The 21789-nt window shown below is 66.2% G+C and carries 21 protein-coding genes; 18 read left to right on the forward strand and 3 right to left on the reverse strand.

From position 1 onward, the window contains the following. The first annotated feature begins 3 nt into the window (after positions 1-3). Positions 4-186: a hypothetical protein gene (locus CFR72_RS17925; protein ID WP_244182113.1), complete on the forward strand. Its 183-nt coding sequence runs from the start codon at positions 4-6 to the stop codon at positions 184-186. Beyond that, complete coding sequence (gene bcsD, locus CFR72_RS01875) at positions 186-656, forward strand: cellulose biosynthesis protein BcsD (protein ID WP_110095297.1); 471 nt, start codon at positions 186-188, stop codon at positions 654-656. The genes CFR72_RS17925 and bcsD overlap by 1 nt, the downstream gene beginning before the upstream one ends. A gap of 35 nt (positions 657-691) precedes the next feature. Here bcsD and CFR72_RS17430 read toward each other — a convergent pair whose 3' ends face one another. Further along, complete coding sequence (locus CFR72_RS17430; RefSeq protein WP_167400271.1) at positions 692-862, reverse strand: hypothetical protein; 171 nt, start codon at positions 860-862, stop codon at positions 692-694. A gap of 148 nt (positions 863-1010) precedes the next feature. Here CFR72_RS17430 and CFR72_RS01880 point away from each other — a divergent pair, with 148 nt between their 5' ends. The 8 genes from CFR72_RS01880 (at position 1011) to CFR72_RS01915 (ending at position 11584) form a co-directional block, all read left to right on the forward strand. Continuing rightward, the gene (locus tag CFR72_RS01880; RefSeq protein ID WP_110912353.1) at positions 1011-3227 is read left to right on the forward strand and encodes a beta-glucosidase family protein; all 2217 of its coding nucleotides are present in this window, start codon (positions 1011-1013) and stop codon (positions 3225-3227) included. Between the two features lie 2 nt (positions 3228-3229). Beyond that, positions 3230-3958, forward strand: a complete 729-nt coding sequence (locus CFR72_RS01885) for a hypothetical protein (RefSeq protein WP_244182114.1) — start codon at positions 3230-3232, stop codon at positions 3956-3958. Positions 3959-4157: 199 nt separating this feature from the next. Beyond that, positions 4158-4652: a cupin domain-containing protein gene (locus CFR72_RS01890; RefSeq protein WP_110912354.1), complete on the forward strand. Its 495-nt coding sequence runs from the start codon at positions 4158-4160 to the stop codon at positions 4650-4652. After that, the gene (locus CFR72_RS01895; RefSeq protein WP_244182116.1) at positions 4652-5302 is read left to right on the forward strand and encodes an NUDIX hydrolase; all 651 of its coding nucleotides are present in this window, start codon (positions 4652-4654) and stop codon (positions 5300-5302) included. Before CFR72_RS01890 ends, CFR72_RS01895 begins: the two co-directional genes overlap by 1 nt. 133 nt (positions 5303-5435) lie before the next feature. After that, complete coding sequence (gene htpG, locus CFR72_RS01900) at positions 5436-7307, forward strand: molecular chaperone HtpG (RefSeq protein ID WP_110912355.1); 1872 nt, start codon at positions 5436-5438, stop codon at positions 7305-7307. 357 nt (positions 7308-7664) lie between these two features. Continuing rightward, positions 7665-8765 carry an S-methyl-5-thioribose-1-phosphate isomerase gene (gene mtnA / locus CFR72_RS01905; RefSeq protein WP_110912356.1) on the forward strand — a complete coding sequence of 367 codons (1101 nt, stop codon included), beginning with the start codon at positions 7665-7667 and terminating at the stop codon, positions 8763-8765. 140 nt (positions 8766-8905) lie between these two features. Beyond that, the gene (aspS, locus tag CFR72_RS01910) at positions 8906-10723 is read left to right on the forward strand and encodes an aspartate--tRNA ligase (protein WP_110912357.1); all 1818 of its coding nucleotides are present in this window, start codon (positions 8906-8908) and stop codon (positions 10721-10723) included. A gap of 6 nt (positions 10724-10729) precedes the next feature. Beyond that, positions 10730-11584, forward strand: a complete 855-nt coding sequence (locus tag CFR72_RS01915; RefSeq protein ID WP_110912358.1) for a cell envelope integrity EipB family protein — start codon at positions 10730-10732, stop codon at positions 11582-11584. Between the two features lie 311 nt (positions 11585-11895). Here CFR72_RS01915 and CFR72_RS01920 read toward each other — a convergent pair whose 3' ends face one another. Together CFR72_RS01920 and CFR72_RS01925 are read right to left on the reverse strand one after the other, a co-directional pair. After that, positions 11896-12678 carry an exodeoxyribonuclease III gene (locus CFR72_RS01920; protein ID WP_110912359.1) on the reverse strand — a complete coding sequence of 261 codons (783 nt, stop codon included), beginning with the start codon at positions 12676-12678 and terminating at the stop codon, positions 11896-11898. Positions 12679-12684: 6 nt separating this feature from the next. Continuing rightward, a complete protein-coding gene (locus tag CFR72_RS01925) occupies positions 12685-13053 on the reverse strand; it encodes a HesB/IscA family protein (protein WP_110912360.1) in 369 nt (122 codons plus the stop codon). Positions 13054-13184: 131 nt separating this feature from the next. On the opposite strand from CFR72_RS01925, the gene CFR72_RS01930 reads away from it, so the two are divergent. From CFR72_RS01930 to serS, 8 genes are all read left to right on the forward strand, one after another. After that, complete coding sequence (locus CFR72_RS01930; RefSeq protein WP_110912361.1) at positions 13185-14366, forward strand: deoxyguanosinetriphosphate triphosphohydrolase; 1182 nt, start codon at positions 13185-13187, stop codon at positions 14364-14366. A gap of 109 nt (positions 14367-14475) precedes the next feature. Continuing rightward, the gene (gene argS / locus CFR72_RS01935) at positions 14476-16278 is read left to right on the forward strand and encodes an arginine--tRNA ligase (RefSeq protein ID WP_110912405.1); all 1803 of its coding nucleotides are present in this window, start codon (positions 14476-14478) and stop codon (positions 16276-16278) included. Further along, positions 16275-17267, forward strand: a complete 993-nt coding sequence (locus CFR72_RS01940; RefSeq protein WP_110912362.1) for an SPOR domain-containing protein — start codon at positions 16275-16277, stop codon at positions 17265-17267. Before argS ends, CFR72_RS01940 begins: the two co-directional genes overlap by 4 nt. A gap of 47 nt (positions 17268-17314) precedes the next feature. Further along, positions 17315-18154 carry a segregation and condensation protein A gene (locus CFR72_RS01945; protein WP_110912406.1) on the forward strand — a complete coding sequence of 280 codons (840 nt, stop codon included), beginning with the start codon at positions 17315-17317 and terminating at the stop codon, positions 18152-18154. A gap of 104 nt (positions 18155-18258) precedes the next feature. Then, positions 18259-18936: an SMC-Scp complex subunit ScpB gene (scpB, locus tag CFR72_RS01950; protein WP_110912407.1), complete on the forward strand. Its 678-nt coding sequence runs from the start codon at positions 18259-18261 to the stop codon at positions 18934-18936. Positions 18937-19038: 102 nt separating this feature from the next. Next, a complete protein-coding gene (tatB, locus tag CFR72_RS01955) occupies positions 19039-19650 on the forward strand; it encodes a Sec-independent protein translocase protein TatB (protein WP_110912363.1) in 612 nt (203 codons plus the stop codon). Between the two features lie 11 nt (positions 19651-19661). Next, complete coding sequence (gene tatC, locus CFR72_RS01960; RefSeq protein WP_110912364.1) at positions 19662-20471, forward strand: twin-arginine translocase subunit TatC; 810 nt, start codon at positions 19662-19664, stop codon at positions 20469-20471. Beyond that, positions 20471-21748 (forward strand): serine--tRNA ligase, encoded by a 1278-nt coding sequence (gene serS / locus CFR72_RS01965; RefSeq protein WP_110912365.1) that lies wholly within the window; start codon positions 20471-20473, stop codon positions 21746-21748. Before tatC ends, serS begins: the two co-directional genes overlap by 1 nt. Positions 21749-21789: the final 41 nt, after the last annotated feature.

Below are 21789 nucleotides of genomic sequence, written 5' to 3' on the forward strand. Positions count from 1 at the left end.
TCCTTGGAATCGGCCCGGTATCCTGGCGATGATGTCGGCAGCCTTGTTGGTGGTTTCGATGGACTGGTGGGTTATCGCGTCAGCCATTCGCTGCGCCTTGACCTGTCCGGTCGTTTCCAGAAGGCTGGCAACTGGGATGAGGGCGGCGCCATGATCTCGGCTCACTATCTTATTATGGACCAGTAATGACAATTTATGAGAAAAAACCGGACTTCACCCTGTTTCTTCAGACCCTGTCCTGGGAAATTGACGATCAGGTCGGGATCGAGGTCAGGAACGAACTCCTGCGTGAGGTTGGACGGGGCATGGGCACGCGCATCATGCCGCCGCCGTGCCAGACCGTTGACAAGCTGCAGATCGAACTGAACGCGCTGCTGGCCATGATTGGCTGGGGCACCGTGACGCTCGAACTCCTGCCCGAGGACCAGTCCCTGCGCATCGTGCATGAAAACCTGCCGCAGGTCGGCAGCGCGGGTGAGCCGTCGGGCACGTGGCTGGCCCCGGTGCTCGAAGGCCTGTATGGCCGCTGGGTCACGTCGCAGGCGGGTGCGTTCGGTGATTATGTCGTGACGCGCGACGTTGATGCCGAAGACCTCAACGCGGTTCCGCGCCAGACGATCATCATGTACATGCGCGTGCGTAGTTCCGCGAACTGAGGCGCGACAACGGCGGTCTGGTCCGCCGCTGTTTATCAGGCAGGCCTCTGCGGTCGCGTGGGATGCAGCAGCACCCGGCGCGATAACTGCCAGCCAGTCATGGCGGCCCGGTCGTCCCCCTTCGGGATGGCCGGGCTTTTTGCTGTCTGCGGGGATTGCGCCATGGGGCAGGTCTGTATCGGCTGTCCCTGATGATAACGTCCCATTCGTTGATTTTTCCTGACCGACATTGCGATAGGTCATGCACTTTTGGCGGGGGGGTGTTCATCTTCGGGATCAAATGGGGGCGGCGTGCCAGCGTCTGGTGTCAGCGTCTTCGGGTTCTGCAATGGGTATGGGGAGGATGATCGGCACATGACGATGTCTCGTAAACTGGTGTTGCTGTCCGCGGTGGCGCTTGGCGGTCTGGTGGCGCTGTCTCCCGGCGCGCAGGCGCGGCACGGGCATGACGCCCCGGCCACGGCCGATACCCGTGCGCGCGACCTGCTGTCCCGCATGACGCTGCAGGACAAGCTGTCGATGGTTTTCACCATTGATGGGGGCGGCACGATGGGCAATGCCCCGATCCCGCCCGGTGGGCTGGGCTCGGCCGCCTACCTGAAGACCCCGGCGGGCCTGCCGCCGCTGCAGATCGGTGACGCCGGCCTCGGCCTGCGCAATCCCTCGCACGTACGTCCGCACGGGCAGGCGGTCGGGCTGCCCTCCGGCCTTGCCACCGCGAGTACGTGGGATCCGGACATGGCCCGGCAGGGGGGGGCGATGATCGGCAGCGAGGCCTGGCGGCAGGGCCTCAATGTCCTGCTGGGCGGCGGCGCGGACCTGACGCGCGACCCGCGCGGGGGGCGTAATTTCGAATATGCTGGCGAGGACCCGCTGCTGACGGGGCGTGTGGTCGGGGCGACCATCGCGGGCATCCAGTCGCAGCATGTGATTTCCACGCTGAAGCATTTCGCGATGAACGACCTCGAGACCTCGCGCATGACCATGAGCGCGGACATCGACAATGCGGCGATGCGTGAAAGCGACCTGCTCGGCTTCGAGATCGCGCTGGAGGTCGGGCATCCCGGTTCGGTCATGTGTTCGTACAATCGCGTCAACGATGTCTATGCCTGCGAAAACCCGTACCTGCTGACGAAGGTGCTCAAGCAGGACTGGAAATATCCCGGCTTCGTCATGTCCGACTGGGGGGCGACCCATTCCTCCGCGCGCTCCGCACTGGCGGGACTGGACCAGGAATCGTCGGGTGACGATGCCGACGCGCGTCCCTATTTCCGCGAGATCCTGGCGCGTGACGTCAAGGAGGGCCGCGTTCCCGCCAGCCGCGTGGACGACATGGCGCAGCGCATCATCCGCAGCATGTATGACGTGGGGATGGTGGACCATCCGCCGGTCATGCAGCCACTTGACGTCGTGACCGATACGCTCGCCGCCCAGAGGGACGAGGAAGAAGGCGCGGTCCTGCTGAAGAACAGTGGAAACCTGCTGCCGCTGTCGCCCACCGCGCGGGTGGCCGTGATTGGCGGGCATGCCGATGTGGGCGTGATCTCTGGCGGGGGGTCCAGCCAGGTCGATCCGATCGGTGCGCCCGCGATCGGCGTGGTCAAGGGACCGGGCAAGAAGGAATGGCCGGGCGATCCCGTCTATTTCCCGTCCGCGCCCTATCGCATGATGCAGGCCGAAGCCCCGTCCGCGCGCCTGACCTATACCTCCGGCACGGACATCGCCCGTGCGGTGGATGCGGCGCGCAGGGCGGATGTGGCGGTCGTGTTCGTGACGCAGTTTTCCTATGAAGGCATGGACACCAGCAACGCCATGACGCTGGACGGCAACCAGGATGCGCTGGTGGCTGCGGTCGCGCGCGCCAATCCGCGCACGGTGGTGGTGATGGAAACGGGCAACCCCGTCATGATGCCGTGGCTGGACAGTGTCGGCGCGGTGATGGAGGCATGGTATCCCGGTTCGGGCGGTGGCGCGGCGATCGCCCGCCTGCTGTATGGCAAGGTCGCCCCGGCCGGCCACCTGCCGATGACATTCCCCGCATCGCCCGCGCAACTGGCCCATCCCGACATCGCGGGTGTGACGGCCACCAACGTGTTCGAGATGCAGTTCCATACCGATCAGGAACTGGTTTATGACGAAGGCAGCGAGGTCGGCTATCGCTGGTTCGACCGGACGCACGCAAAACCGCTGTTTCCGTTCGGCTATGGCCTGACCTATACCAGCTTCGTCCATGACGGCCTGCGGGTCCGGCACCATGGGGATGATGTCATCGCCACCTTTACGGTGCGCAATACCGGCACGCGGCCGGGCGTGGATGTGCCGCAGGTCTATGTCCGCCTGCCCGATGGCGGGGGACGGCGTCTGGCGGGATGGCAGCACGTGACGCTGGCACCGGGCGAAAGCCGCGAACTGTCGGTCACGCTGGAGCCACGCGTGCTGGCGCATTTCGATGAGAAGCATGACCGCTGGAGCATGCCGTCAGGCACATACCGCGTCTGGCTGGGATCGTCCGCCACGGATGAGTCGCAGCAGGCCACGATCCACCTCGGCGGCCGGAAAATGGCGCCCTGAGCATGAGGGGCGCGCGCATGGGGCGGGGGACCGCATGGAAACCTGACGGGCATCGTGGTGGCCCGCCCCGTTCACGCCTGTTGGCCATCGTGCTGGGCGCGGCATTGCTGTTCGGAGGGGGAGGGACGGCCATGGCCGCGGACTGGCCCGATACGCCCATGGCGCGGATGCGGATGCAGGCCGAAATCCGCACGTTGCAGGTCGCCCTGCTGACGCAGCCAAGTGCGACCGTCACGCTGGAGGACTGGTGCGCCCGTCACGCCATGGCCACGCCCGCGCGGGTGCTGGCGCGGCGCCTGCCCGAAACACGGATGGCCATCCCGGCGCAGGTGCGCGCGGACCTTGGCGTGGGGGCGGATGAACCCGTGCGCCATCGCCGCGTGGCCCTGTCGTGCGGGTCGCATGTCCTGTCGCTTGCCGATAACTGGTATGTGCCCGCGCGCCTGACGCCTGCGATGAATGCGCGTCTGGAGCAGACGGACGTGCCGTTCGGCCATGTCGTCGCGGATCTGGGGTTTACCCGGCGCACGCTGGATTCGACCCTTTTGTGGTCGCCGCTGCCCGCAGGGTGGGAGGCACAGGCGCTGCCGCCCGCATCATCGGGCGCGATCGTGGTCCCGGGCGAGATCCTGCGCAACCGTGCGGTCCTGTCGCGCCATGATGGCGTGGCGTTCAGCGAGGTGGTGGAGACCTATACCGGCGCGATACTGGAATTCACGCCGCCAGCGTGAAGATGCGGCAAAGTCATGGTTCCCAGGGGCAATGCCCTTTGGCGGGTTTCAGGGCGAGGCCCCGAGCAACATCCCCGACACCCACAATCCACCATGAAGGCGCGCCCCGGGCACGATGGGGGTGCGTTGCCTTGCCGCCCGCCGCCTGCTCGGGCACGGTTGCGCATCGTTTTCCCATTCAGGCAGAGGAGGTGTTCCCATGACCGAAACTCCCCCCACGCACGGCACGGCGCTGGACCTGCGCGACCCGGGACTGGATGCCGCGCGGGTCCGTGCCGCCCTGTCGCTGGCCCCGCACCCGGAGGGCGGCAGCTATCGCGAGGTCTGGCGTGAGGCGCGTGCCGATGGCGGGCGTGGCAGCGTCAGCACGATCGAATTCCTCCTTGCCGAGGGGGAGCGCTCGCACTGGCACCGTGTCGATGCGGCGGAAATCTGGTGCTGGCAGGCGGGCGGCCCGCTGCGCCTGCGCATCGCGGCCGGGGGGCAGGCCGAACAGGTCATCACCCTTGGCCCGCGCCCTGATGCGGGGGAGGTGTTGCAGGCCGTGGTCCCCGCAGGCGCATGGCAGGCGGCCGAAAGCATGGGGAGATGGTCCCTGGTGGCGTGCATCGTCGCACCCGCCTTCCTGTTCGAACGCTTTGAACTCGCCCCGCCAGGCTGGTCCCCCGCAGGGACGCAGGCAGGACACTCGTGATGAAGGATGTGATGATGACGGATGAACCGCAATGGCTGGTCCTGGCCCGTGAACTCCAGGCCATCGCGCAGAGCGGCCTTGCCTATGCCGATGGCAGCCCCTTCGACCGGGAGCGTTACGAGGCGGTGCGTGACATCGCATCGAAGATGATGGCGATGGGCAGCGATGAACCCGCGCCCCGGATCGCGGACCTGTTCGCGGGGCAGCGCGGTTACGCCACGCCGAAGGCCACAGTGCGCGGCGCGGTGTTCGATGCGCAGGGGCGCATCCTGCTGGTGCGCGAGGTGCTGGACCACGGGCGCTGGACCCTGCCGGGGGGATGGGCGGACGTGAACCTGTCCACGGTGGAAAACACCATCAAGGAAGTGCGGGAGGAAAGCGGCTATATCGTGCGTGTCACGCGCCTGGCCGCGGTATGGGACCGCGCGCGGCAGGCGCATCCGCCGGGGCCGTTTTCCTGTTACACGCTGTGTTTCATATGTGAACTGCTTGGTGGCACGCCCACGACTAGCACGGAGACATCGGAAATCGGCTGGTTCGCGCGCGATGCGATCCCCGAGGACCTGTCGCTTGGCCGCGTGCTGCATGCGCAGATCGACGCGATGTTCGATTACGCCGCCAATCCGGCCCTGCCGACATGGTGCGACTGAACGCACGTAACACAACGCACGTAACACACTGTGTCATGGAGCGGACATAGCCCATTGAAATCGGGCGCAAACATTTCCATATCCAATCACAAGATATTTCGGCCGTTACTGAAGCTGGAGAACAGGTAAGAAGATGACAGAACAGACAGCCGCGCCCGCCGCAGCAGGCGGCGAACAGCATGAATTCAGCGCCGAGGTCGGGCGGCTTCTCGACCTTGTGGTGCATGCGCTTTATTCCGAACGGGAAATCTTCCTGCGCGAACTCGTCGCCAATGCCGCCGACGCCACCGACAAGCGCCGGTTCGAGGCCCTGACCGACGGTGCGCGCGCCCTGCCGGATGACGCGAAAATCCGCATCAATCCCGACAAGGATGCGCGCCTGCTGACCATCAGCGATGATGGCGCGGGCATGAGCAAGGAAGAACTGGCCCGCAACCTCGGCACCATCGCGCGTTCGGGCACCCGTGCGTTCGGAGAGGAACTGCAGAAGGCCAAGCCGGAAGAAAAGCCGAGCCTGATCGGGCAGTTCGGCGTCGGTTTCTATGCCGCGTTCATGGTGGCGGACCGCGTGGACGTGATCTCGCGCCGCGCCGGCAGCGACGAAGCCTGGTGCTGGTCATCGACCGGCAAGGGCAACTACACCATTTCCCCCGCCACGCGGGAAAAGGCGGGCACGGACATCATCCTGCACATCAAGGAAGATGCCGACGATTTCCTTGATTCGTTTCAGCTTGAGACGATCGTGCGCAAGTGGGCGGACCATATCTCGTGGCCCATCAGCATCGTCAAGGATGGCGAGGAAAGCACCGCCAACAAGGGCACGGCCCTGTGGCGCAAGGGCCGTGGCGAGATTGACGAGGAACAGCTTAACGAGTTCTACCGTCACGTCAGCCACAACTTCGACACGCCATGGGCGACCCTGCACTGGCATGCCGAAGGCACGCTGGAATTCTCCGCCCTGCTGTTCATCCCGGGCAGCAAGCCGTTCGAATTCGGCGAACCCGTGCGTGAAAGCCAGATCCGCCTGCATGTGCGGCGCATGTTCATCACCGACGAGGCCGGGCTGCTGCCGCCATGGCTGCGCTTCGTGACCGGCGTCGTCGATACGGAGGACCTGCCGCTCAACGTCTCGCGTGAGATGCTGCAGGCGACCCCGGTGCTGGCGCGCATCCGCAAGGCCGTGACCAACCGCGTGATCTCCGAACTCAAGACCCGTTCCAAGGACGAGGCGGATTTCGAGAAGTTCTGGGACAATTTCGGCCCGACCTTCAAGGAAGGCATCTGTGACGACGCCGAACACCGCACCGAACTTGCGACCATCGCGCGCTTCCGTTCCAGCACGCAGGACGGCTGGACCACGCTCGATGCGTATCTGGAACGCAAGAAGCCGGAGCAGGAGGCGATCTACTACCTGACGGGGGATCGCACGGAAATGCTGCCGTCCTCGCCGCAGCTCGAAGGGTTCCGCGCGCGCGGGATCGAGGTGCTGCTGCTGTCGGATGCGGTGGATTCCTTCTGGCCCGACCGTCTTGGCGTCTACAAGGACACGCCGCTGCGCAACATCAGCCAGTTCCACGCCGACCTTGAGAAGTTCGGTGCGCCGGAAGAAACGGCGGAGGAAAAGAGCGACCTTGAATCCGTCCTCCCCGCGCTGAAGGAAGCGCTGGGCGATGCGGTGTCGGACGTGAAGGCGACGAATCGCCTGGTGGACAGCGCGGTCGTGCTGGGTGCGGCCGAAAACGGCCCCGACCTGCAGATGATCCGCCTGATGCGGCGCAGCTGGCAGGACGTGCCCAATACCGCGCCGGTCCTGCAGGTCAATCCGCGCCATGTGCTGATCCATGAACTCGCGCAGCGCGTGAAGGCCGGGGAGTCGATCACCGACCTCGCCCTGATCCTGATGGACATGGCCCGCATCCAGGATGGCGAAAGCCCGAAGGATCCGACCGGCTTTGCCCAGCGCCTGACGACGCTGCTGTCGAAGGTGGCCGTCAAGGCGGACTGACGCGGCCTTTGCGGTCCGTCGTTGCGATATCCCGTCATGCCGCCGTGCATGGCGGGATATTTTTTTGTCCCGCAGGTTTGCGATGATATATTGATGGAACAGAAGTTCCCGGCTGCCGCCGTTTTTCAAAAAGGCGGTGTCTCCTGAAGCTTTTTGAAAAAAGCTTCGGCAAAAACTTCTTCATTATTTGTACGATGCCGGGTGGGCGGTATCATGGTAATCCGGGCACGGGTGTGGCGATCATGTGCGATCATGGCCGGCTGGTATGATCGGGACTTGAATACATGTCGCGTGGATGCTTCCTTGCACGCCCCTGAAGAATGGTAAGTTCCTGATTTTGACAACGGCAAACGACGCATGAAAATCAACGATGTCTCGTATCGCAGCGTTTGGGTTGACCCCGAGGACGGATGGTCGGTGCGGATATTTGACCAGACCCGACTTCCGTGGGCGCTGGATATCCTGCGCCTGACACACTGCGATCAGGTCGCCCATGCCATCCGCACCATGCAGGTGCGTGGCGCGCCGCTGATCGGTGCGGTCGCGGCCTATGGACTGGCGCTGGCGCTGCGGGTGGATGCATCCGACGCGGCGATGGAGCGTGACGCGGCGATGCTGGCGGCGACACGGCCCACGGCGGTCAACCTTGGCTGGGCCATCGGGCGGATGCTGACGCGCCTGCGCCTGCTTGCACCTGCGGACCGTGTCGCCGCCGCCTATGACGAGGCAGGGCGCATCTGCGACGAGGACGTGATCCAGAACGAGGCCATCGGCCGCCTTGGACTGGAACTGATCGAGGAAATCCGCGCCCTGCGGGGCGACGCGGCGGGGCCGATCAACATCCTGACCCATTGCAACGCCGGATGGATCGCGACAGTGGACTGGGGCACGGCGCTGGCCCCCATCTACATGGCGCATGACCGGGGCATCGACGTGCATGTATGGGTGGACGAAACGCGCCCGCGCAACCAGGGCGCGTCGCTGACGGCATGGGAACTGGGCAGCCATGGCGTGCCGCATACGGTCATCGCCGACAATGCGGGCGGCCACCTGATGCAGCATGGCAAGGTGGACCTCGTGATCGTGGGCACCGACCGCGTGACGCGCACCGGCGATGTCGCCAACAAGATCGGCACCTACCTCAAGGCGCTGGCGGCGGCGGACAATGGCGTGCCGTTCTGGGTCGCGCTGCCGTCCACGACCATCGACTGGAGCATTTCCGACGGCGTGCGCGAAATCCCCATCGAGGAACGCGCCAGTGCGGAGGTCACGCACATTTCCGGCCTGACGGGGGCGGGGCAGGTGGAAACCGTGCAACTGACGCCCAAGGGCAGCCACGCCGCCAATCCCGCGTTCGACGTGACGCCCGCGCGGCTTGTGACCGGACTGATTACCGAACGTGGCCGCTGCAGCGCCACGGCGGACGGGTTGTGCGACCTGTTCCCCGAATATGTGTAAATGAAAAAAAGCGTCCGTGCGGCGTTACACGGGTGTCCGAACTTGACAGCGCGGGGCCAGATTGGCTTTGTCGCGCCTGCGGGAACGGACGGCTGTGACGGTCGCCCGGAACCCTGAAACAGGTTGGACAGGACGAGATCATGCATCCCTATCGTACCCATAGCTGTGCGGCCCTGCGGGCCAGCGACGCCGGGCAGACGGCCCGCCTTTCCGGATGGGTACACAGCAAGCGGGACCACGGCGGCCTGCTGTTCATTGATCTGCGTGACCATTTCGGCCTGACCCAGATCGTGATCCCGGCAGGTTCCCCCGTGCTGGAACTGGCGGAAAAGATCCGCGTCGAAAGCGTCCTGACCGTGACGGGTGAGGTCGTGCTGCGTGACGCCGCGACGAAGAACCCGAACCTGCCGACCGGCGACATTGAGGTCCGGGCACAGCAGATCGACGTGCAGTCCGCCGCCGACGTGCTGCCGTTCCAGGTCGCGGGGAACGAGAACTACCCCGAGGACCTGCGCCTGACCTACCGCTATATCGACCTGCGGCGCGAGAAGGTGCATCGCAACATCATGCTGCGTGCGCAGGTGATCGCAAGCCTGCGGCGGCGGATGACGGACCTTGGCTTCGTCGAATTCCAGACGCCGATCCTGACGGCGTCCTCGCCGGAGGGCGCGCGCGACTTCCTCGTGCCCGCGCGGATGCATCCGGGCAAGTTCTATGCCCTGCCGCAGGCCCCGCAGCAATTCAAGCAACTGGCGATGGTCGCGGGCTTCGACCGCTATTTCCAGATCGCGCCGTGCTTCCGCGACGAGGCCGCGCGTGCCGACCGTTCGCCGGGCGAGTTCTACCAGCTTGACTTCGAAATGGCGTTCGCGACGCAGGAAGACGTGTTCGCGACGCTGGAGCCTGTGATGGAAGGGGTGTTCCGCGAATTCGGCGGTGGCCGCACCGTCAGCAAGGCCCCGTTCGAGCGCATTCCCTATGCCACCGCCATGGAAGTCTATGGCAGTGACAAGCCCGACCTGCGCAACCCGCTGAAGATTTCCGACGTCACGGAGTCCTTTGCGGACTCCGGGTTCGGCCTGTTCGCGCGCATCGTCGCCGATGGCGGGCAGGTGCGCGCCATCCCCGCGCCGGGGGCAGGGGACAAGCCGCGCGCGTTCTTTGACAAGCTCAATGCCTGGGCGCGTGAAGCCGGTGCCGGTGGCCTTGGTTACATCATCTTCGCCGAAGATGGCGGCAAGGGACCGATCGCCAAGAACCTGGAGCCCGAACGTGTCGCCGCCATCCGTGACAAGACGGGCCTGAAGGCAGGCGATGCGGTCTTCTTCGCGGCGGGCAAGGGCGATGAGGTCGCCAAGTTCTCCGGCCTTGTGCGCACCCGCGTTGCGACCGAGCTTGACCTGATCGAGGAAAATTCATTCCGCTTCTGCTGGATCACGGATTTCCCGATGTTCGAGCGTAACGAGGACACGGGGCAGATCGACTTCTCCCACAACCCGTTCTCCATGCCGCAGGGGGGCATGGAAGCGCTGGAGAAGCAGGACCCGCTGACGATCAAGGCCTACCAGTACGATATCGTGTGCAACGGCATCGAACTGTCGTCGGGCGCGATCCGCAACCACCGTCCCGACGTGATGATCCGCGCGTTCGAGATCGCGGGCTATCCCGAAAGCGAGGTCGAGGCCCGCTTTGGCGGCATGCTCAACGCCTTCCGCTATGGCGCGCCGCCGCATGGCGGGTCCGCGCCGGGCGTGGACCGTATCGTCATGCTGCTGGCCGATGAACCCAACATCCGCGAGGTCATCCTCTTCCCGCTCAACCAGCAGGGCGAGGACCTGATGATGGGCGCGCCCGCCCCGGTGGAGGCCGCGCGCCTGAAGGAACTGTCGCTGGCGCTCGACCTGCCCAAGCCGAAGCCCGCGGTCGTGAAGACTGCCGCCACCGCGAAGAAAGACTGAGCCCTCATGCGTCCCGCCATCCGTGCCTGCGTCATGAACGCGCCACGCTGGCGGGGGCTGTGCATGGGCGCCGTCCTGCTGGCCATGGGGACGCCTGTGGCCCGGGCGGAGGCCCCGACGCCGCTTGCGCCGCATCGCGCGGTGTATGACCTGACGCTGGAATCCGTCAGTGGCGGGCAGATCGTCTCCGCCAGTGGCAGCATGACCTATGTGCTGTCCGATGCGTGTTCCGCATGGTCCACGCAGCAGGAACTCAACCTCCAGACCGCTACCCGCAGTGGCGCGCAGACGGAAATCCGCACCGATTACGCCGTGCTGGAGGACAAGGACGGCGGTCACATGGTCTTTCGCACCCACCAGTACGGCAGTGGCGTGACGGAGCAGAAGATCAGCGGGGAGGCGACGATGGCCGCCACCGGCGGGCAGGTGCATTATACCCAGCCCGGCGTGAGCGTTGTCCCACTGGCGGCGGGCACGCTGTTTCCCGTGGCGCATACGCGTGCGATCATCGCCGCCGGTCGCGCGGGACAGGCTACGATCGAACCCGCCCTGTTCGATGGCACGACCGAAAAGGGGGCGATCGACACCTTCATCGTCCTGATGGGATGGAAGCCCTCGCCCACACAGACGGACATCCCCGCGCTGGTACATCTGGGGTCGGTCGGGACGCATGTGGCCTATTACGACCATGCGACGCATGACATGCCGCCGGATTTCGATATCGGCATGCGGTATTTTGAAAATGGCGTGTCCGATCGGCTAGACATGAATTTCGGGGAATTCCGCATGCGCGGCACGCTGCGCACCTTTACCCCGCTGCCCGCACCGCGTCATTGCTCGGTCATGGTGAAACCCCACTGACGGGCATGACCGGGGGCTTTTCCCCCGCACCCCTACCAAAGGGTATTACCCTTTGAAAACCATGACTTCATAAACGAATCAGGGTGCAGGGATCGCGATCCCTGCCGGGTCCGGGCAGAGCCCGGATGTGCCATACGCCAATGACCTCGCACGCTCAGGGGCTTTGCCCCCGCACCCCCACCAAAGGGTATTACCCTTTGAAAACCATGACTTCATAAACGGATCAGGGTGCAGGGAGCGCGCTTCCTGCCGGGTCCGGGCAGCGCCCGGATGTTTCATACAGGCGACGGCATCGCACGCTCGAAAACAGTTCAGGCGGCCCCGTCGCGCAGCGTGACGATTAGCGGCACATGGTCGGAGGGCTGTTTCATGTTCCGCTCCTCCCGGTCGGGGGTGGCACTCAGCAGCCGTTCGGCCAGGCGGGGGGAGAGCAGGGCGTGGTCGATGCGCAACCCGCTGTCGCGCTGCCATGCGCCGGCCTGGTAATCCCAGAAGGTATAGAAACGTCCCACCGGATGCAGCGCGCGCAGGGCGTCGGTCAGCCCCAGCCACAGCAGCGTGCGAAAGGCCGCGCGCGATGCCGGGCGCACCAGCGCGTCATCTGGCGGCAGCGCACCGGGGGCAAGGTCCTCGTCCGTGGGGCAGACATTGTAATCCCCCGCCAGCACGAAATCCGTGCCCGCATGCAGCAGGCCGCGCGCATGTTCCGCCAGTGCCGCCATGAAGGCGAGTTTGTTGGCATAGCCCGCATCCCCACCCGAATTGCCGTTGGGCAGGTAGAGGTTGCCGAATGTCAGCGCCCCGGTCCGGATTTCGACATAGCGCGCCTGCGGCGGGTCACACTCCCATCCCGGCAGCGTGCGGTGCGTCACCGTGAACGGCACGCGTGAGAGGATGGCGACACCGTTATAGCTTTTCTGCCCGACGACGACGCTGTCATACCCGGCCTTGCGGAACATGTCGGCGGGGAACTGCTCCTCGGTGCATTTGAGTTCCTGCAGGCCCAGCAGGTCGGGCTGTTCACGCTCCAGCCATTGCAGGACATGATCCTGCCGCTGGCGGATGGAATTGACGTTCCAGGTGGCGAATTTCATTGCGCGTCAGTCAACCGAGAAACTGGTGCCACACCCGCACGAGGAGGTGGCCTGCGGGTTGTGAATGGTGAAATGCGCGCCCATCAGGCTGTCCTTGAAATCGAGTTCCCCGCCATCGAGCAGGTCAAGGCTGGCGGGATCGACGATCACATGCGTCTCCCCCGCCGGGATCAGGATGTCATCGGGGGCAAGGTCACGTTCCAGCGCGAATTTGTACTGGAACCCGTTGCACCCGCCCGCCAGCACGGAAACCCGCAGGCCCGGCGGCGTGGGGGTGGGATCGTCCTGTTCCTCAATGATTTCGCGCAGGCGCCTGACCGCACCGTCAGAGACGCGGAAGCGGGTGGAAGTGGGGTGGTCGGCGGTCTTGTCCATCGGGTATCACCATCGTGTGACGAAACCGGCGGACGCGGCAGCATGGTGGCCTTCGCGCCCGGGGCGGGTTATCGGACAAAGGACGGATGCGCGGCCATCGCGCCCGGCCTTCATGCGGGATAGAGGTATATATGAGTGTCGCTCCCTATGCTGTCCAGATCGCGACCGCACGTGGCCGCCTCCATGAGGAGGCCGAAGCCCCCACGCGCACGCCATGGCAGCGTGATCGTGACCGGATCGTCCATTCGGCCGCCTTCCGCACCCTGCAGTACAAGACGCAGGTCTTCCTCAACCACGAAGGCGATTTCTTCCGCACCCGCCTGACACATTCGCTCGAGGTGGCGCAGATCGCGCGCTCCATCGCCCGCAGGCTCAATCTGGACGAGGACCTGACCGAAGGGCTGGCGCTGGCGCACGATGTCGGCCACACGCCCTTTGGCCATGCGGGGGAGGAAGCGCTGTCGGCGGCGATGCAGCCATGGGGCGGGTTCGACCACAACACGCAGTCCCTGCGGCTGGTGACGACGCTGGAGCGGCACTATTTCGCCTTCGACGGGCTGAACCTGACATGGGAACTGCTGGAGGGACTGGCCAAGCATAACGGGCCGGTGGACCATCCCACGGCCTATGTCGCCGAATATGCCGCCCGCCATGGGCTGGAACTCGACAGCTTCGCCTCGGCGGAGGCGCAGGTCGCGGCGCAGTCGGACGATATCGCCTATCACGCGCATGACCTTGACGATGGGCTGCGCGCGGGGCTTTTGCATCTGCCCGACCTCGAGGACCTGCCCGTGGTGGGTGAGGCGCTGGCCCAGGCGCGGCAGGTCCAGCGCGAGGTAGGGGCCGAGCGGTGCGGCGCGAACGACCCGCGCCTGCGGCACGAGACGATCCGCCGGGTCATCAACGTGCTGGCCACCGACCTTACGGCGCAGACGCAGCGCAACCTTGAACGCCTCTCCCCCACCTGCGCCGACGACATCCGCCATGCGCCGTGGCCCGTGGTGGAATACAGCGATGCCATGCGCGCCGCGAACCTGGAGATCCGCAAGTTCCTGTATGCACGGCTGTACCGCCACTGGCGGGTGAACCGCATGACGCGCAAGGCGCGGCTGACGGTCGAATCGATCTTCACCATCCTGTCGGAAAACATGACGCTGCTGCCCGATGGCTGGCGTGAACAGGCGCTGGCCGCGCAGAGCGCCGAAAAGTTGGCCGATGCGCACCGCGTCGTGGCGGATTATATAGCCGGGATGACCGACCGCCTCGCGATGGAGGAATATCGGCGGTTGACGGACCTGTCCTCGCCGGGGTGAAACAGCATGGCATCATGCCGCCATGTTCCATTCCGGGATGTGGCCGCTCCGCCGCGTTCTGTTTTCCGGGCCTGTGGCTCCGGGTGTCAATTTTGGGAAACCGCACCACATGTCTGACAGTCTGTTCGTCCGCTATCTTTCGCATGTGCGCGAGGCACTGGGCCAGGTCGTGCCCGACCTGCCCCCCGCCATCGTGGCGCGGGTGGAGGTCACGCCCACGCGCGATCCGTCGCATGGGGACCTTGCGACGAATGCGGCGCTGCTGGTGGCGAAGGTCGCGCGGCGCAAACCCGCAGACATCGCGGCGGACCTTGCCTGCGTGCTCGAATCCGTGCCCGGCGTGGCCTCCGCGCAGGCGGCGGGGCCGGGATTCGTGAACCTGAAGCTTGCGCCGTCGGTCCTGCAGGAGGTCGCGGCACAGGTGCTGCGCGCGGGCGAATCCTATGGCGACAGCCAGGTGGGCGCGGGCACCACGGTCAATGTCGAATATGTCTCCGCCAATCCCACGGGGCCGATGCATGTCGGGCACTGCCGTGGCGCGGTGGTGGGCGACGCGCTGGCGAACCTGCTGTCGAAGGCGGGTTATGGCGTGACCAAGGAATATTACATCAACGATGCAGGCGCGCAGGTCACCGCACTGGCATGGGCGGCGTACTGGCGGTACCTGCAGGCGATCGGCACGCCCCTGACGCAGGATGAATTCGCGGCCCTCGTCCCCGGCGGCATCCAGTATGGCGGTGATTACCTCGTGCCGGTGGGCGAGGAACTGGCACAGCGCCACGGCACGTCGCTTGCGGCCGAAGGCGGCCGCCCCGCGCCGGTGGATGTGTGGATGAAGACCGTGCGGACCGAGACGGTCGCGCGCATGATGGCCATGATCCGCGCGGACCTCGAAGCCCTTGGCGTGCATCACGACGTCTTCACCAGCGAGGCGAAGATCCTTGCCGATGGGGAGACCGACCGCGCCATCGACCGGCTGGCGGCGAAGGGCCTGATTTACGAAGGCGTGCTGGAGCCCCCCAAGGGCAAGCTGCCCGAGGACTGGGAGGCCCGGCCGCAGACGCTGTTCCGCTCCACCGAATTCGGCGACGATGTGGACCGCCCGCTGCGCAAGTCCGACGGGTCGAACACCTATTTCGCCAACGATATCGGCTACCACGCGGACAAGATCGCGCGCGGCGCGGATGTGCTGATCGACGTGTGGGGCGCGGACCATGGCGGCTATGTCACGCGCATGAAGGCCGCGGTTGCGGCGCTGGGACAGGACGGGAAGCCCGAGCTTGACGTGCTTTTGTGCCAGATCGTGCGCATCGTGCGCGACGGGCAGCCGGTGCGCATGTCCAAGCGCGCGGGCACCTTCGTCACCCTGCGCGATCTGATTGACGAGGTCGGGCGCGATGCCGTGCGCTTTACCATGCTGACGCGCAAGGCCGATGCGCAGATGGAATTCGACCTCGACCAGGTCGTCGCACAGAGCCGCGACAATCCCGTCTTCTACGTGCAGTATGCCCATGCACGCTGCTGCTCCGTGCTGCGTGGCGCGGCCGAACTGGCGCAGGCGGGCAGGCTTGCGGGCGACCTGTCGGTGGAGGCGCTGTCCGCCCTTGACCTGTCGGGGCTGTCGTCGGATGCGGAACTCGCGCTGCTGGGCCGTATGGCGCAGTGGCCGCGCGTGGTCGAAAGTGCCGCCATCGCGCATGAACCGCATCGCATCGCCTTCTACCTGCAGGAACTGGCGGCGGATTTCCATGCGCTGTGGAATCGTGGGCGTGACGATGCCGCCCTGCGTTTCCTGCATGAGGATGACGCCGAACTGACGCGTACGAAACTGGCACTGGTCGAAGCCACGGCGAGCGTGATCCGGTCGGGTCTGCGCGTCCTTGGCGTCGAGCCGGTCAAGGAGATGCGATGAGCGCAGCAGACCCCACCGATCGGACCCCGCCCGAAGACCGGCTGAACCGCCAGCGCGAGCGTATGAGCCGCGATTATGATGAGGACGACGATATCGGGCCACGCACCCCGATGGAGCCCACTGACGCCGATGGCCCCACGGGCCGGGGGCGCCGCGGGATCCTGTCCTCCCTGACGCGCGTGGGATCGGGGCTGCTGGGCGGCAACGATCCCATGACGCGCAAGCTGCTGCTCGGGGCTGCGGGCCTTGGGGGGCTCCTGATCGTGTTCGTGGGCGGATGGTCGCTGTTTGGCCATCACCAGAACGGCATTCCCGTGATCGGGCCGCCGCCGGGGCCGCTGCGTGTCAAACCGACGGATCCGGGCGGGATGCAGGTGCTTGGCGCCGATGGTCCGGGCGCGGGCGATGGCGGCGATGGCGCGCACATGGCCCCCGGCCCGGAACAGCCACGACCCGACGACATGGCCCGCCAGTACGGGCAGGCGGAGACACCGGCCCCGGCAGCGGGCGACGGGGCGGCCCCCGCGCAGGCCGGTCCTGCGGCACCGGGCGTACAGGCCCAGCCCCTAGCCTCGGCCCAGTCGGATGCAGGCCCGTCACCCGCACCCGTCCCGCCGCCACAGGGCGCCCCCGCACCGCAGGCCGAGGCCACGCAGGAGGAGGCATCCCCGGATGAGGACGAGCATGCGCCCGCCCCGGCACCGGCCGCCCATCATGCCGCCGCGGCCACCCATGCGGCGGGCGGGCAGTACGGGGTGCAGCTTGCCGCCCTCGACAGCGAGGCCGCGGCCCAGAAAAGCTGGGGCCGCCTGCAACGCCAGTATGCCTCCCTGTTCGGGGACCGGCAGCCTGCGATCGTGCGTGCCGAACATAACGGAACGGTGTTCTACCGCCTGCGGGTGAAGGGATTTGCCTCCACCGCGCAGGCTTCCGCCTTCTGCCAGCAGGTCAAGGCGCACGGACTGGCCTGTAACCCGGTCCGGTTCTGAGCCCCGGGCCATGACCGTTTTTCATGCCGGTGGCCGGGGACGTGCGCATGTCCGCTGAGGACACCGCACAGGCGCACGTCCCGTCCGTCATGGCCCCGATCCTGCATCTGGACGGGTTCGACGGGCCGATGGACCTGCTTTTGGAACTGGCGCGTGCGCAGAAGGTGGACCTTGCGCGCATTTCCATCCTCCAGCTTGTGGAACAGTATCTGGCCGTCGTCGATTCCGTGCGCGGCCTGCGGCTGGAACTTGCGGCGGACTGGCTGGTCATGGCGGCATGGCTGGCGTGGCTGAAATCACGCCTGCTGCTGCCCGCGCATGAGGAAGACGCCCTCGACGCCGAAGAGGCGGCGGGTGCGCTGCAGGCGCGTCTGGTGGAACTGGAACGGATCGGGCTGCTGGCGCGCTGGCTTGCGGCGCGGCCCTGCCTTGGCCATGACGTGTTCGAACGCGGGGAGGCCGAGGACCTGGTGGAAATCGACCGCTCCGGCCTTGCGGTGGATATCGCGCAACTGATGCGTGGCTACATGACGGCCATGCGGCGGCACGCGCGCAAACGCGCCTATCGCCCGCGCCAGTTCCATTTCTGGACGGTGCAGGATGCGCTGCGCCGCCTGCGCGACCTGCTGGGTGCGGACATGGTGCCCGACTGGTGCAGCCTCGATGCGTTCCTGCCCAGTGTGCATGAGGCGGGGCGGATGGATGCGGCGCGGGAGGACGAACGCCGCGCGCAGCAGCGTGCGGCGGTGGCGGGCACCCTGCTCGCCTCGCTGGAAATGGCCAAGAGCGGCGTCATAGAATTGCGCCAGGACGAGGAATTCGGCCGGATCGAACTGCGCCGCAACCCGCAGGCCGAAGGAGTGGAAACAGGAGTGGAGACGGCATGACGACTATCCCGCCCGACGGGGACCAGACCCCCGAACTGCCCCTGCCGGAGGCCCCGCAGCCAGAGGCCGCGCCGGTGGATGCGGCCCGTGCCGCCCTGGTGGACATGGTGGTGTCGGACATGTCCGTGCGCCTGGTCGAGGCGCTGATTTTCGCGCGCGCCGAACCTGTCAGCGAACGCGCGATTGCGGAACTGCTGGAAACGCAGGGGGAGATCCCGGCCGGTGTCGATGACCTTGCGGCCTATACCCGCGCGACGCTCGATGCGCTGCTGGCGCTGTATGCAGGGCGCGGCGTCATGCCGGTGGAGGTCGCGGGCGGGTGGCAGTTCCGCACCACGCCCGACCTTGCGCCGCGCCTGACGCGCGTGTTGCGCCGTCCGCGCAGGCTGGCGCGTTCCACCATGGAGACGCTGGCGATCATCGCCTATCACCAGCCCTGCACCCGTGCGGAAATCGAGGGGATACGCGGTGTCTCGCTCAGCCAGCAGGTGCTCGACACCCTGCTGGAGGCCGAACTCGTGGTGCCGCTTGGCCGCAAGGAGGTGCCGGGCCGACCGATCCTGTGGGGGACCTCGGCCGGGTTCCTGCGGCATTTCGGGCTGCGTGACCTGCGTGACCTGCCCCGTCGGGAGGAACTGCTGGTCGATGTGCCCGACCTGCAGCCCCCGGGTGGCGGGGGGCAGGCAAGTGGGGACATGTTCGATGCAGGATCCGACGCCGCGGAGGAGGACGGCGCGCAGGAGGGAACCGACGATGCGGTTTGCGCCCCGCCCGATGCGTGATAGGTCTGCGGACAGGTTTTTCGCGCAATGCGACGGGTTGGTGGAATTCTGGTCCAGGCGGGCGGTTGTGCCGCGTGCGGGGGCAGGAGAGGGCAGGGTGTCATGTTCGATTTCGCGTGGTCTGAATTCGCCCTGATCGGGGCCGTGGGCCTGTTGCTGATCGGGCCGAAGGACATGCCGGTGGCGATCCGCACGGTGACCGGCCTGATCAAGAAGGCGCGCAAGATGGCCGCCGAATTCCAGACCCATGTCGATGAAATGGTGCGTGAGGCCGACCTGACGGAGGCCCGCGACCAGTTGGGGCGCCTGCGCCGGATGAATGTGCGTGACCAGATCATGCGCGCGGTCGATGGCGATGGCAGCCTGCGCCGGACGCTTGATGAACGCCCGCTTGATGCGGAAACGGCGTTGTCGCCGCCCACCATCACCCCGCCGCCGCCCGCAGGTGATGCGGCGCATCCCCCGCTGGACGAGGTGGCGATGCCGTCGCGTTATCGCGGGACGCCGACGATCCCGTCGCTGCATGATGAACCTGTCGCATGGCCCGTGATGGCCGGGCCGCCCGCGCCCGATTTCGTGCCGCCGCAGGTCGCGCGCCGGATTGCCGATGAACGTGCGCGCCTGCACCCGCCGGCGTTTCTGCCGCCGGTGCGCGTGATCCATGCAGGCCACCGCGTCGCCCCGGCGCGTGCGGCCGATACGCCCAGTTCCTGAATGTCTGGCCCATGCCGGGGGATACGACGCTGAACGACGATACGCTTGATGACCAGCCCATGCCACTGCTTGAGCATCTGGTGGAACTCAGACGCCGGCTTTTGTGGTCGGTCGTGACCTTCGCGGTCTGTTTCGCGATCTGTTATTATTATTCGACCCAGATCTACATGTTCCTTGCCCGGCCACTGGCCGACATCATGCGCCAGCAGGGGGAACAGCCGCACCTGATCTATACCGCGCTGGCGGAGGCGTTCTTCACCTACATGAAGGTGGCGTTCTTCGGCGCGGCGTGCCTGTCCTTTCCCATGGTGGCCATTCAGGCATGGATTTTCATCGCGCCGGGCCTGTACCGCAGCGAGAAGCGCGCCTTTGCCCCGTTCCTCGTGGCGACGCCGGTGATGTTCGCGCTGGGCGCGTCGCTGGCGTACTATTTCGTCTTTCCCGCCGCGTGGAAGTTCTTCCTTTCCTTCCAGAGCACGGGCGGGCACGGGGCCGATGGCATCCAGATCGAACTGCAGGCCAAGGTGTCGGAATACCTGTCGCTGGTGATGAAGCTGATCCTGGCGTTCGGCACCGCGTTCGAACTTCCGGTCGTGCTGACGCTGATGGCGCGCGTGGGACTGGTGACGGCGGACGGACTGGCGCGGGTGCGGCGGTATGCCTATGTCGGGGCGTTCGTGATTGCTGCGATCCTGACGCCGCCCGACGTGATTACCCAGACCGGTCTGGCGGTGCCGATGATCGGGCTTTACGAAATTTCCATCGTCTGCGCGCGTATGGTCGCACCCCGCCGCGCGGATGAGACCGAGGAGGATTCCTGATGCACGACCTGCGCGCCCTTCGCGCCGATCCCGACGCGTTCGACGCCGACCTGAAGCGCCGGGGCGAACCGCCTGTCGCGAGCGCCATCCTCGAACTGGACCGCGAACGGCGCGGCGCTGAAACCGCGTTGCAGGAATGCCAGGCCCAGCGCAAGACGCTGTCGAAGGAAGTGGGCGCCCTGCGTCGCACCGGGGCCGACAGTTCGGCGGTGGAGGAAAAATCCGCCGCCCTGCGCGCGCGGATGGAGGAACTGTCCACGCAGGTGGCCGACCTGGATACGAAGCTGCGCGGGACGCTGGAATGCCTGCCCAACCGGCTGGCGGCGGACGTGCCCGACGGGCGTGACGAAAGCGGCAATGTCGTGTGCCACACATGGGGCAGCGTGCCGGAGATGGCTTTCCCCGCGAAGGAGCATTTCGAACTGGGCGAGGCGCTGGGCCTGATGGATTTCGAAACCGCGTCGCGCCTGTCGGGTGCGCGCTTCGTGGTGCTGCGTGGCGCGCTGGCACGGATGGAACGCGCGCTGGGGCAGTTCATGCTGGACCTGCATGTGCGCGAAAACGGGTATGATGAAACCTCTGTCCCCGTGCTGGTCCATGACGCGGCGATGTACGGCACCGACAAGCTGCCGAAATTCGCGGACCAGTCCTTCCGCACCACCGATGGTCGCTGGCTGGTCCCCACGGCGGAGGTGCCGCTGACGGCCTCCGTCGCGGGTGAAATCCTTGCCGCCGACACGCTGCCGCGCCGCATGGTGGCCCTGTCCTCGTGCTTCCGCAGCGAGGCCGGGGCGGCGGGGCGTGACACGCGCGGCATGCTGCGCCAGCACCAGTTCCAGAAGGTGGAGATGGTGTCCATCACCGCGCCGGAGGACAGCGAGGCGGAGCATGAACGCATGACCCGCTGTGCGGAGATGGTGCTCGAACGCCTTGGCGTGCCCTATCGCCGGATGCTGCTGTGCGCGGGGGATACCGGCTTTGGCGCTGCCCGCACCTTCGATCTCGAGGCATGGCTGCCGGGGCAGAAGGCATGGCGCGAAATATCGTCATGTTCGACCACGCGCGATTTTCAGGCCCGCCGCATGAATGCCCGTTACCGCGCGGCGGATGGCAAGCCCGCCTTTGTCCATACACTCAACGGGTCCGGGCTTGCTGTTGGGCGTACCCTGATCGCGGTGATGGAAAACGGGCAGAACGAGGATGGCTCCATCACGGTGCCGGAGGTGCTGCGGCCCTATATGGGAGGGACGGACGTCATCAGGGGCGGCGCGAAGTAGGTTTCGCTCAGGGGCTTTGCCCCTGAAACCCCACCAAAGGG

Origin of the sequence: Gluconacetobacter entanii (assembly GCF_003206495.1) — a bacterium.
GTDB lineage: Bacteria > Pseudomonadota > Alphaproteobacteria > Acetobacterales > Acetobacteraceae > Novacetimonas > Novacetimonas entanii.